Origin of the sequence: Pseudomonas sp. UBA6310 (assembly GCF_002438225.1) — a bacterium.
Classification (GTDB): Bacteria; Pseudomonadota; Gammaproteobacteria; order Pseudomonadales; family Pseudomonadaceae; genus Pseudomonas_O; species Pseudomonas_O kuykendallii.
On the sequence record NZ_DJTK01000057.1, the window covers coordinates 16,198 to 28,294 of the forward strand.

Below are 12,097 nucleotides of genomic sequence, written 5' to 3' on the forward strand. Positions count from 1 at the left end.
TCCGATCGGAGGCGATCAACTCGAGCCACCTGCCTGGCGCAGCGTGGCGCGAAGGTCGTCGGCGCTGTAGGTCTCGCCGGGTTGCGGGTTCATGATGGCGTCCCAGCGGCGCAGATACTCTTCCATCGAGAGGCTGCGGCGGCTCAGGTCTTCGAGTGCCAGTTGCTTGATTTCGGCGGCGCTGTAGGGGCGTTCGGCCGGGTTCGGATGGCTGCTGCAGGCACCGAGAAGGAGCGCGGCGACCAGAAGAAGCGGGGTAGTGAATGCGTTCATGGCGGTTTACCTGAAAGGGTTTGTCTCTGGAGTGGTGACAGGCTAACGCCCGCTCCGAAGCGGTAGAAATCATCCGGTTCGATAGTGGTTATCGCTGCGCCGATGAGTCGTGCCGGGCCCTGGTTTTGACGGGTGCGGCAGGCTGCGGCCTAATAGCCGGCCCACGTCGTCCAAGGCTTCCCGAATGAGCGCTCCCCGCGTTTCCCTCGCCGGTTCCAGCGTCCTGCATCTGCCGGCCGGACCCTGGCGCAGCGTGCTCGACTGCCTCTGCGAGCGCTTCCCGGCGATCGACCGGCAGACCTGGCTCGAGCGCATGGCCCGCGGCCGCGTGCTGGACGCCGAGGGAATCCCGCTGGACGCCGCGCATCCGTATCGCGAGGGGCTGCGCGTGCACTACTTCCGCGAAGTGGCGCAGGAAGTGGCGATTCCGTTCGAGGAGCAGGTGCTGCATGTCGACGAACACCTGGTGGTGGCCGACAAGCCGCATTTCCTCCCGGTGATCCCGTCCGGCGGCTACGTCGAGCAGACGCTGCTGGCGCGTCTGATCCGCCGCCTGGGCAATCCGCAGCTGGTGCCGATCCATCGCATCGACCGCCTGACCGCCGGGCTGGTGCTGTTTTCCGCCAACCCGGACAGCCGCGCCGCCTACCAGGCGCTGTTTCGCCAGCGCAGCATGCACAAGCGCTACGAGGCGATCGGCGCGGCGCCGGACGGGGTGGCGTTTCCGCAACTGCGGCGGACCCGGCTGGTCGCCGCCGAGCCGTTCTTCCTCATGCGCGAGGGCGAGGGCGAAGGCGAAGCCAACAGCGAGACGCGCATCGAACTGCTCGAACGCAAGGGTTCCCAGGCGCGCTACCGGCTCTACCCGCTGACCGGCAAGAAGCACCAGCTGCGCGTGCACCTCGCCGCGCTGGGCGCCGGCATCGACAACGACCCGTTCTACCCGCGGCTCACGCCGTACCCCACCGACGACTACAGCCGGCCGCTCAAGCTGCTGGCCCAGGCGCTGGCGTTCGACGATCCGCTGAGCGGCGAGCGACGGACGTTCGAGAGTCGCCTGCGGCTCGACTGGTGAGGCATCGCTGTGCCGAATTCGTCGACCCCCAGGCCGATTGCCGACAAGAACGCGGCGCCTGAACACGCCACTGTTAGGCTTTCGTGAACCGCGCCGTCGCGGCGGTTTCGTACCCACGTGCAACGCATCCAGAGGAGCCCGTCGTGATTGCTTTGTCCCTGCAGGAAGTTCAAGAGCTGGCCGAGGCGATCCTTCGCCACCATGGTTTCAGCGAGCCCCACGTCCACGCGGTCGCCTGCGCGGTGCTCGCCGGTGAGCGCGACGAGTGCGCCTCCCACGGCCTCTGGCGACTGCTTGGCTGCATCGATACGCTGCGCGCCGGCAAGGTTTCGCCGGATGCCGAGCCCGAAGTGATCGACCAGGCGCCTTCGATCGTGCGCGTCGACGCCCGCGGCGGGTTCGCCCAGGTGGCCTTCGAGCGTGGCGCGCCGGTGCTGGTGGAGAAAGCCCGCGCCAATGGCATCGCCGCCCTGGCGATCAACCGCTGCGTGCATTTTTCCGCGCTCTGGACCGAGCTGGAAGTGCTCACCGAAGCCGGCCTGGTGGCGCTGGCCTGCACGCCGAGCCACGCCTGGGTGGCGCCGGCCGGCGGCAGCAAGCCGTTGTTCGGCACCAACCCGATCGCCTTCGGCTGGCCGCGCACCGGCAAGCATCCGTTCATCTTCGACTTCGCCACCAGCGCCATCGCGCGCGGTGAAATCCAGCTGCACGAGCGCGCCGGCAAGGCGATTCCGCTGGGCTGGGGCATCGACGCCGCCGGCCAGCCGAGCACCGACGCCAGCGCCGTGCTCAACGGCGCCATGCTGACCTTCGGCGGGCACAAGGGCTCGGCGCTGTCGGCGATGGTGGAACTGATCGCCGGGCCGCTGATCGGCGACCTCACCAGCGTCGAATCGCAGGCCTGGGATGCCGGCAGCAAATCCTCGCCCTACCACGGCGAGCTGCTGATCGCCCTCGACCCGAAGCGCTTCCTCGGTGACGCGGTGGACCAGCACCTGGCCCGCGCCGAGGCGTTGTTCGACGGCATCCAGAACCAGGGCGCGCGCCTGCCCTCGCAGCGCCGTTACGAGGCCCGCGAGCGCAGTCTGCAAGAGGGCGTGAAGATTCCCGAGAAGCTCTACGAGGATCTGCAGGGCTTGCTGGCGTAAGGCCCGCCCCGACGACGGGGCAGGCTTTCTTTCCCTGGCGGGCGCGGGCGCCTCGTGCGGCTCCCGGGCGGGACGCCGATCAGGGCGCGATCGCCACCGGCACCGATTTCACCCAGCCACGCAAGCTCAGGTACAGGCTGCGCCCGGCCTGGCTATCCACCAGGCGTCCCCGCTCGACGTAGCGGCTGTCGCCCAACTGATAGCTCAGCGTGCGTTCCGGGTTGTTGCTGCTGGCGAAGTGCCGGGTCTTCCAGTCCAGCAACAGCACCCGCACGGTTTCATCCACGCCGGCCCGCAGCGCGGCCTGGTAGGGTTTGCCCCGCTCGGCGGCCCAGTCGGCCAGGCAGTCCTCACAGGCGAGCGGGGCGCTGTGCACTTCGATGCGACCCTGGTAAAGCGCGCTGCGACCGAGCATCAGCCGTACCTCGCTGATCACCCGCACGCTGTGCAGGTCCTGGCTGAGCAGCGCCTGGGGCGCGATGTCCAGCGTCAGTGCCGCGGACGGGTTGCTGGGGCGCCCGGCGTTGGCGAACGCGTCCGCGAAGGCATTGTCGTACCAGCCCTCCAGGTTCTGCGCGGCAATCGCCTCGCGCAGGCCCGCCACGCGCTTGTCGGCTTCCGCCTTGGCCTTTCCCTGCACCGCGTTCTGGTTCATCTGCGCCACGATCAGGCTGCCCAGCACCACGCCCGCGGCTACGCCGGCGCCGCTGCCGTTGCCCGCCATGCCATTGGCTGCCGCGTTGCGGGCGGCCATGTCGATGCTGGTGGCGGTGCCCAGGCCGCTCTGGACCGCGGCGCTGCCGTCGTGCGCCTGCTCGCCCCCTACCAGCCGTTCGCTGCCCGGCGCCACCTGCACGCGGAAGGGCTGGTCGAGGTTGTTCGCCAGCTCCGTGGTCATGCTCGGCTTCAGCGACCTGGACGGCGCGCATCCGCCCAGCAGCGCCAGGGCGATCAGCAGCGCGAGGCCGCGGTTGCAGCGCGCGCTCATGGTTGCACGGCGGAAATCTGCTGCGCCTTGAACGGCAGCATCAGGTTCTGCTGCGTCTGGTCCAGCGCCTGGTAGTAGGTGTTGGTCAGGTTGGGGAATTCCGGGCCCTCGTCCCACTCGCCATCGACGACGCGATTGGTGGTGAAGGGCTGGTAATACAGCAGGCGGTTGTCGTCGAGGTCGATGACGTAGGCGGAGACCACCACCTGGGTAATCGGCGCGCTGGTGGGGATGAAACCGTAGTAGGTGCGGTAGGTGCCGGTGCTGGCCACCGCGAACACCACCAGCTTGTCGACGTTATGCGTGGCCTTGAACGAGGTGTAGTCGAGCTTGGAGTAACCCAGCTTGGCGCCCTTGACGGGCTTCAGTGCGTTCAGCTTGAGCGGTTGCTCCAGCACCGTCGCCTGGTAGCCACGCTCGGTGAGCGTCTTGGCGACCTCCTTGGGAAAGTCCTTCAGGCTGCTGGTGTCCCAGGTCTCGACCTTGCTGCGCATCGTGGCGGATGCGGCGGTGTTGATGGCGACATCCAGCAGGCCCTGCTGGCCGGCCATCAGCGCTTGTGGCTTGGGTACTTCGGTGATGGCGATGCCGATGCGTTCGTGCTGATCGGCCCAGAAGGCCTGGTCCAGCGGCACGGGTCCCTGCGGCGTGGCGCAGCCGGTGAGAACGAGCAGGAACATGACGGGTAGGGCAAAAAGGGCGCGGCGAATCCGGTCCATTGGACGTTCCTTCTATCGATCCTTGATAAGCGCTGGAGCGCTGACGATGCGGCTGATGGCACATTGCCGGCCGCGGCGGCGGATAGTACCGCAAACCGCCGGGATTTGGCCCAGCGGTTCTTCCGCGCAGCAGGCGCAGCGCGAGTGGATCGGACGAAACCCGAAGGCAACGCGATCGAAGCCGCGCGGGCGTGACGTTCTGCCCAGCCCGCCAGGGGGCTTACAACGCCTCGCGGCTCGGCGTGCCATCCACCAGCCGCTGGATGTTCAGCGGGTTAGCGTTTTGTAGCGCCTCGGGAAGGAAGGCGTCCGGGTAGTTCTGGTAGCACACCGGGCGCAGGAAGCGGTCGATGGCCAGGGTGCCCACCGATGTGCCGCGGGCGTCTGAGGTCGCCGGGTACGGCCCGCCGTGCACCATCGAATCGCAGACTTCCACGCCGGTCGGGTAGCCGTTGAGCAGCAGGCGCCCGGCCTTCTGTTCCAGCAGCGCCAGCAGGTCGCCGTAGGCGTCCAGGTCCGCCGGTTCGGCGATCAGGGTCGCGGTGAGCTGGCCGTGCAGGCCGTGCAGCGCCTGGATCAGCTCGGCCTTGTCGGCCACTTCGACGACGATGGTTGTCGGGCCGAAGACCTCTTCCTGGAGCAGTTCGTCACCGTTGAGCAGCAGGCTGACGTTGGCCTTGAACAGCTGCGGTCGGGCCTGGTTGCCTTGCTGGGTCGAGCCGGCCAGGTGGGTGATGCCCGGATGCTGGTGCAGGTTGTCCAGGCCGTGGCAGTAGCTCTTCAGGCCGCCCGGGTTGAGCATGGTCTGCGCCGGCTGGTCGCCCATCAGCGCGGCAAAGCGTTCGAGGAAGGCACTGAATTCCACTGACTTGATGCCGATCACCAGGCCGGGGTTGGTGCAGAACTGCCCGGCGCCGAGGACCACGGAGCCGGTCAGCTCGGCGGCGATCTGCTCGCCACGGGTCTTGATCGCCTCGGGCAGCAGGAGCATCGGGTTGATGCTGCTCATCTCGGCGAACACCGGGATCGGCTGCGGGCGCGCCGCCGCCATGTCGCACAGCGCGCGACCGCCGCGCAGCGAGCCGGTGAAGCCCACGGCCTGGATCGCCGGGTGCTTGACCAGCGCTTCGCCCACGCCGCCGCCGTAGATCATGTTGAACACGCCTTTCGGCATGCCGGTTTTCTCGGCCGCGCGCACGATGGCGTCGGCGACGAATTCGGCCGTGGCCATGTGCCCGCTGTGGGCCTTGAACACCACCGGGCAACCGGCGGCCAGCGCGGCGGCGGTGTCGCCACCGGCGGTGGAAAACGCCAGCGGGAAGTTGGAGGCGCCGAACACCGCGACCGGGCCGAGGCCGATGCGGTACTGGCGCAGGTCCGGGCGCGGCATGGGCTGGCGATCCGGCAGCGCGCGGTCGATCCGTGCGCCATAGAAATCGCCACGCCGCAGCACCTGGGCGAACAGGCGCATCTGCCCGCTGGTGCGGCCGCGTTCGCCCTGGATGCGCCCGGCCGGCAGCGCGGTTTCCTGGCAGACCAGGGCGACGAAGTCATCGCCCAGCGCATCGATCTCGGCGGCGATGGCATCGAGGAAGTCAGCGCGCCTGGCCGCCGACAGCGTGCGGTAGGTCGGATAAGCGGCTGCGGCGGCCTTGGCGGCGGCATCGACCTCGCCAAGCGTGGCCTGGTGGAAATCGTAGGGCAGCTTCTCGCCGGTGCTGGCGTCGATGCTGTGCACGACGACGTCGCCCAGGGCGCTGCGCGCGCCGTTGATGTAGTTCTGTCCGAGTATCTGCATGTTGGTTTCTCCCGTGCTGGAAATGAAAAAACGGCCATAGCCGGCCCCCTGAGCGCGGGAGCGGCGATATGGCCGTGCGGGGGCGGGCGTGGCTTACAGACCGACGTCCGGCAACTGAGGACGGTTCGCCAGGGCCTTGGCCATGATGGCCTCGACGTGGGCGCGGTCTTCACCGCGCAGCAGCAGGCGCGGCGGACGGGTCAGTTCGCCGCCGCGGCCGGCGATGGCTTCGCAGAGCTTGATGCACTGCACGAGGTCGGCGCGCGCGTCGAGGTGGAGGATCGGCATCAGCCATTCGTAGATAGGCATGGCTTCGGCGAAACGGCCGGCCTTGCACAGGCGGAAGATGGTTTCGCCTTCCTTCGGGAACACGTTGGACATGCCCGACACCCAGCCCTCGGCGCCGACGGCCAAGCTTTCCAGCACCACGTCGTCGAGGCCGGCGAAGAGGATGAAGCGGTCGCCGACTTCGTTGCGCACGTCGATGAAGCGGCGGGTGTCGCCGGAGGAATCCTTGAAGCAGACGACGTTGTCGCAGTCGGCGAGGGAAATGAGGATGTCCGGGGTGACGTCGTTCTTGTAGATCGGCGGGTTGTTGTAAACCATCAGCGGCACGTCGGCGTTCTTCGCCACGTAGCGGTAGTGCTCGGCGGTTTCGTAGGGCTTGGAGCCGTACACCAGCGCCGGCATCAGCATGACGCCGTCGACGCCGGCCTTGCGCACCAGGTTGGCGGTCTTGGCCGCCGCCACGCTGGTGAACTCGGCGACGCCGCAGATCACCGGCACGCGGCCCTTGGCGGCGTCCACCGCGACTTCGGTGACGGCGATCTTCTCTTCAGCGGTCAGCGAGGTGTTTTCACCCACCGAACCGCAGACCACCAGGCCGGAGACGCCGTCGCGGATCACGTTGGAAATGACCTTGTGGGTCTCCTCGAGGTTGATCGAGAAATCGTCGTTGAATTGGGTGGTGACAGCGGGGAAAACGCCGCTCCAGTTGACCGCTCTGCTCATGGGATCTGTCTCCGGGTGCTAAATGTATTTCGTATACGATAATTGAAAGGCAATGATTTGCCACGCTTTTCTTTTCGCTCCGACGGCCGGAGCGGGTGTTGCAACTGCGTTTCACGGATTGCCGGGGATGTCGCTCCTGGTGGCCTGGCAATCGTTCCGCGCCGGTCGATGGCATCCACGCACCGGCGTTTTTCTAGATCTTCAATTCCACCGGCCAGGTATCGGAAAGCCGGTAGCCGGTCGGCCAGGGGTCGCTCGGGTCCAGCAGGTGCTGGTGGGTGCCGGTGATCCAGGCGCGTCCCGAGAGGCAGGGATAGATCGCGGGGCGACCGGCCACTTCGGTCAGCGAATCGATCCGGCAATGGAATTCCGAGCCGATGATCGAGCGGCCGATGAAGCGCTCGCCGACCTTCAGCTGGCCCCTGGCATGCAGCACCGCCATGCGCGCCGAACACCCGGTGCCGCAGGGCGAACGGTCGATCTTGCCGGGGCGGATGACCACCGCGTTGGCGGCGCTGGCGACGCCGTTCACGTACTCCACCGGGGCGGCGATCTGGCAGAACGAGATGTGCCCCCAGTCCGGGTTCAGCGGGTGCACGAAACCGAGCTGCTGGTTGGCCGCCTGGGTGATCTTCAGGCCCACCGCGACCAGGTCGGCAGCCTCGTCGGCGCTCAGCGAGAAGCCCAGGCGCCGCGCATCGACGATGGCGAAGCTGTCGCCGCCGTAGGCGGTGTCGACGGGAATCGAGCCGATGCCCTCTACCTCGATCCAGGCATCCAGCCTGTCGACGAACGACGGCACGTTCTTCACCTCGACCCGTTCGGCCTTGCCGTCGCGGCAGTCGGCGATCACTTCCACCAGGCCGCCCGGCGCCTCCAGGGTCAGCCGGGTCTGCGGTTCGCTCATCGGCAGGATGCCGCTGTCGAGCAGCACGGTGGCCACGCACAGCGAGTTGGAGCCGGACATCGGCGGCACGTCGGCCGGCTCCATGATGATCCAGCCCATCTGCGCCTTCGGGTTCTTCGCCGGCACCAGCAGGTTGACGTGGCGGAACACCCCGCCGCGCGGCTCGTTGAGCACGAAGTTGCGCAGGAAGTCGTCATTCGCGATCCAGCGCGACTGTTCCCACAGCGTATCGCCGGGAGGCGGCGCGACGCCGCCAACGATCACGTCGCCGACCTCGCCTTCGGCGTGGCAGCTGACCACGTGGATGACCTTGCTCGAACGCATGATCCAGCCCTTCTCAGTTGATCGACTTGAGGAAGTCGATGGTTTCCGGCTTCTGCGGGTTGCCGATCACCTGATCGGGCGTGCCGATCTCGTGCACCAGGCCGTTGCGGAAGAACGCCACGCGGTCGGAGACGTCGCGGGCGAAGCGTATTTCGTGGGTCACCAGGACCATGGTCATGCCTTCCTCGGCGAGCAGGCGCATGGTGTCGAGCACCTCGCCAACCAGTTGCGGGTCGAGCGCCGAGGTGGCTTCGTCGAACAGCATGTAGTCCGGCGACATGGCCAGCGCGCGGGCGATCGCCATGCGCTGCTGCTGGCCGCCGGAAAGCTTGCCGGGGAACACCTTGAGCTTGTCCGCGAGGCCGACGTGGGTGAGCTGCTTCACCGCCATTTCCTCGGCGTCCTGCTTGCTCCGGCCGAGCACCTTGCGCGGCGCCAGCATGACGTTCTCCAGCACGGTCAGGTGCGGGAAGGCGTTCCACTGCTGGAAGACGATGCCGATCTTCTGCCGCAGCTTGTTGATGTCGGTGCCGGGCGCGTGGACCTCGGTGCCGTCGACGCGGATGCTGCCGCTCTTGATCGACTCCAGGCCGTTGATGCACATCAGCAGGGTCGACTTGCCGGAGCCCGAGCCGCCGATGATCGAGACCACCTCGCCCTTGTTCACCGTCAGGCTGACGCCCTTGATCACGTCCAGCTCGCCGAAGGATTTGTGTACGTTGTCGATCTCAATCATTTTCCTGCCACCTTGTTTCCAGCCGGGCGCCCAGGCGGGCGACCACCAGGCTCATGACGTAGTAGATGAGTCCCGCGATGCACAGCACCAGCAGCGGCTCCTGAATGCGCGTGACGATGGTCTGCGAGGCGCGCAGCAGTTCGACGATGCCGATCCACATCACCAGCGCGGTGTCCTTCATCACCGACAGCACCAGGTTCAGCCAGCCGGGAAAGGCCACGCGGGTGGCGATCGGCAGGACGATGTAGCGCAGGTCCTGCAGGTAGCTGAGGCCCAGCGAGCGGCTGGCGCGGCGCAGGTTGAACGGCACCGCCAGCACGCCGCTGCGGACGATCTCGGTGCAGAACGCCGTGGCGTAGACGCCGAGCACCAGGCAGGCGACGGTGAAGGCACTCCAGTTCAGCCCGGCGATGCTCTTCAGCGAGTTGAACAGCACGAACTGGATCAGCAGCGGCACGCTGCGGAACACGTCGAGCAGCCAGGACAGCGGCAGCGTGGCCCTTGGCAGCAGCGCGCGGAGCAGGCCGCAGAGAACCCCGGCGACGGTGCCGATGGCCATCGCGCCGAGGGTCAGCAGCAGGGTGATCCAGGCGCCCTGGAGGAGGAACAGGAAATCGTTCCAGGTGAAGCTGGTGGAGAACATGGTCAGCCTCTCAATAGCGGAACAGGCGCCAGGACAATATCCGGGCGACCGCCACGATCGCCTTGGCGATCAGGTAATAGAGCACCGCGGCCAGGGCGAAGAACTCGAAGGTGCGGAAGGTCCTCACGTTGTAGTCCTGGGTCACGCCGGTGAGGTCGTTGTTCAAGCCGACGATCACCCCTAGCGAGGTCATCAGCACCGCCCAGACCATCTGGTTGGTCAGCGGGTAGAAAACGATCCGCAGCAGTTGCGGCACCACGATCAGCCGGTACGCCTGGGCCGCGCTCATGCCCAGCGAGCGCGCGGCGCGCAGCTGGGTATCGGGCACCGCCTTGAGGCCGCCGCGGAAGTTTTCCGCGAGGTAGCCGGCGTTGTTGAAGGTGATCCCGGCGAGCAGGGCGAACCAGGAGCTGACGTGCAGGCCGAAGGAGCCCAGGCCGAAGTAGAGGATGTAGATCTGGAACAGCGACGGCGTGTTGCGCGCGATGGATATCCAGGTCGCGGCGAAGCCGCGCAGCACCGGGTTCCGGCCCTGGTGCATCAGCGTCAGCAGCAGCGCGATGATCACCCCGAAGACCATCGACAGGGCGGCGGTCTCGAAGGTCACCCAGGCGCCGGCGAGCATGTCCGGCAGCGCCTTGTAGGCGGCGCGCCAGTGGAAGGTGTAGTCAAACATGGGCGGGTTCCTCCGTGGCTTCGCCGAGCTGCAGCCAGGCCGGCAGACGCCCGCTGGCGCGCCCGCTGCAGGCGGCGTCGACGCATTCGGCGAGGCTGCCGAAATGCACCCGACGGCCGACCAGCCCCGGTGCGTAGTGGGCGTACTTGCCCGAATTGGTCATCAGGGTGCGCGCGGCGGGCGGAATCACCGGTTCGCCGAGCATGCACCAGCAGGTGTCGGTGACGAATTGCGCGCCGAAGGCTTCCAGCGTGGCGACGTGGCCGGCATCGCGGGCGCGTTCGTGGATCGTCCGGCCGCAGGTGATCACCAGCGCGGTGTCGGCATGCTTGCGACGGCCGGCGCAGAGCGCGGCGAGGCGCGCGCATTCGCTGAAGGAGAAGTGCGGATTGCCCAGCGAGACCAGGTCGACCCGTGGCTCCTCGGCGCTGTTCAACTCCCACCAGCTTTCCAGCAGGTCCATGGCGCTGACGCGCAGCAGCCGTGCCGGCGCCTGGCCGCCCAGGGCGCGCTCGGCGCTGGGCGCTTCCGGCGTCACCCCGGCGATGTGGAACATCGGCGCGGCCGAGGTGGTGGCGAAGGCAGCGCCGAAGGCTTTCAGGTCGTCGAGGTCCGGCTGTGCGTGCTCCAGGCCGCAGATCACCGGGATCTCGCTGCCGCAGAGCAGGCCGACGTGGTAACCGAGCAGCGGGTAGAAGGCATCGTCCAGTTCATCCAGCGCCGGCAGCTCGATGCGCAGGCTGGCGTGGCGCTGGCCCGGCAGGTGGCAACCGCTGAGCGGCGCGCGGCCGGTCAGGGCGATGCAGATGTCCAGGTAGTCGGGGTACTTCAGGGTGCGCGCGCCGAGCACGCTGTTGGCGTAGACCACCGCGTTGGATTCGGCCCAGACGATCTGCTCGCCGAGGCGCGGCGCGCTGTCCAGCAGGTAGGGCGCGCAGGTGAAGCTGACCTGCGCGCCCATCTCCAGGTAGGCATCGCCGAGCGCGGCCGCGGGCTCGCCGAAGGCGGCGTCGATGCCCTGCTCGCGCCAGCGGCGCTTGTCCACCGAGATCGCGTTGAGCGTGGTCGGCACCTTCACCTGGGCGCCCCATTCCACCAGTTGGCGGGCGAAGCGCAGACAGGCCGGGCCGGTGTAGATGCAGCCGTCGATGTGCGCCTGGGTGATGTCCAGCAGCGCGTTGGCGCCCTGCAGTTCGGCCATTCGCACGATGATGCCCATGGCCACCTGCGCGGCCTTGCCGTGGATGCCGTCGAGCATTTCGCGGTCCTGCGCGCTGAGCGTCAGGCAAGGCGCCTCGGCGACGACGGTTGCCGGCGCGTCGTCGAGCGCGGCCGGTGCGCTGGCGAAACCGTCGACCCGGTTGCCCGACACCCGCACGTGGCGCGCCTCGCGCAGCGCGGCGAAGGCTTCGCGGCCAAGGGCGACCACCGGGATCGAGCGGCCGAACATCTGCTCGGCGATCAGTACGCCGAGGGTGAGAATGTCGTCGACCTGCTCCAGCAGCAGCGCTGCCGGAGCGTGGCCGTTGAGGATCAGTTCCAGCATCACGCTGCTGCCGGTGCAGGAGCCGCGACCGCTGGGAATCGCCAGCACGCGATCGGTGACGATGGCGCCGCTGAGCGGGTGGTGGCGGTCGATGACTTCGCCGCTGAACGGGTCGATGCCGCCCCAGAAACTCAGGCCGAGATCGGCATGCAGCAGCTCGCCTTGCGCCGATCCGGCCACCAGGGCGCGGCCGCTTAGCGATACGTCGGGCATGAAGTCGTTCCCATGAAAGTAGGGTGCGCCCTGCGCACCG

General features: G+C 67.7%; 12 protein-coding genes. 2 read left to right on the forward strand and 10 right to left on the reverse strand.

Annotation, left to right across the window (positions count from 1 at the left end):
* Positions 1–15: 15 nt before the first annotated feature.
* The gene (locus B3E91_RS13870) at positions 16–273 is read right to left on the reverse strand and encodes a hypothetical protein (RefSeq protein WP_090228731.1); all 258 of its coding nucleotides are present in this window, start codon (positions 271–273) and stop codon (positions 16–18) included.
* A 184-nt stretch (positions 274–457) separates the two neighbouring features.
* Between B3E91_RS13870 and B3E91_RS13875 the strand changes: the two genes are divergently transcribed.
* Both B3E91_RS13875 and B3E91_RS13880 read left to right on the forward strand, forming a co-directional pair.
* A complete protein-coding gene (locus tag B3E91_RS13875) occupies positions 458–1,348 on the forward strand; it encodes a pseudouridine synthase (RefSeq protein WP_287029963.1) in 891 nt (296 codons plus the stop codon).
* Between the two features lie 143 nt (positions 1,349–1,491).
* Positions 1,492–2,496 (forward strand): Ldh family oxidoreductase, encoded by a 1,005-nt coding sequence (locus tag B3E91_RS13880; RefSeq protein WP_287029964.1) that lies wholly within the window; start codon positions 1,492–1,494, stop codon positions 2,494–2,496.
* 79 nt (positions 2,497–2,575) lie between these two features.
* Here the strand turns inward: B3E91_RS13880 and B3E91_RS13885 are convergent, their stop codons facing one another.
* The 9 genes from B3E91_RS13885 to B3E91_RS13925 form a co-directional block, all read right to left on the reverse strand.
* Complete coding sequence (locus B3E91_RS13885; protein ID WP_287029965.1) at positions 2,576–3,484, reverse strand: hypothetical protein; 909 nt, start codon at positions 3,482–3,484, stop codon at positions 2,576–2,578.
* Positions 3,481–4,203 (reverse strand): hypothetical protein, encoded by a 723-nt coding sequence (locus B3E91_RS13890; protein ID WP_273233492.1) that lies wholly within the window; start codon positions 4,201–4,203, stop codon positions 3,481–3,483. Before B3E91_RS13890 ends, B3E91_RS13885 begins: the two co-directional genes overlap by 4 nt.
* 220 nt (positions 4,204–4,423) lie before the next feature.
* Positions 4,424–6,001, reverse strand: coding sequence for an aldehyde dehydrogenase (NADP(+)) (locus B3E91_RS13895; protein ID WP_287029966.1), 1,578 nt, complete (start codon positions 5,999–6,001; stop codon positions 4,424–4,426).
* 93 nt (positions 6,002–6,094) lie between these two features.
* Positions 6,095–7,012, reverse strand: a complete 918-nt coding sequence (locus B3E91_RS13900; RefSeq protein WP_287029968.1) for a dihydrodipicolinate synthase family protein — start codon at positions 7,010–7,012, stop codon at positions 6,095–6,097.
* A gap of 193 nt (positions 7,013–7,205) precedes the next feature.
* Positions 7,206–8,243, reverse strand: a complete 1,038-nt coding sequence (locus B3E91_RS13905) for a trans-3-hydroxy-L-proline dehydratase (RefSeq protein ID WP_273235095.1) — start codon at positions 8,241–8,243, stop codon at positions 7,206–7,208.
* Positions 8,244–8,256: 13 nt separating this feature from the next.
* Positions 8,257–8,979, reverse strand: a complete 723-nt coding sequence (locus tag B3E91_RS13910) for an amino acid ABC transporter ATP-binding protein (protein WP_282343092.1) — start codon at positions 8,977–8,979, stop codon at positions 8,257–8,259.
* Positions 8,972–9,622 (reverse strand): amino acid ABC transporter permease, encoded by a 651-nt coding sequence (locus B3E91_RS13915; protein WP_287029969.1) that lies wholly within the window; start codon positions 9,620–9,622, stop codon positions 8,972–8,974. The genes B3E91_RS13910 and B3E91_RS13915 overlap by 8 nt, the downstream gene beginning before the upstream one ends.
* A gap of 10 nt (positions 9,623–9,632) precedes the next feature.
* Positions 9,633–10,298, reverse strand: coding sequence for an amino acid ABC transporter permease (locus B3E91_RS13920; RefSeq protein ID WP_273235100.1), 666 nt, complete (start codon positions 10,296–10,298; stop codon positions 9,633–9,635).
* Positions 10,291–12,057 carry an aconitase family protein gene (locus B3E91_RS13925; protein WP_287029971.1) on the reverse strand — a complete coding sequence of 589 codons (1,767 nt, stop codon included), beginning with the start codon at positions 12,055–12,057 and terminating at the stop codon, positions 10,291–10,293. The genes B3E91_RS13920 and B3E91_RS13925 overlap by 8 nt, the downstream gene beginning before the upstream one ends.
* Positions 12,058–12,097 lie beyond the last annotated feature (40 nt).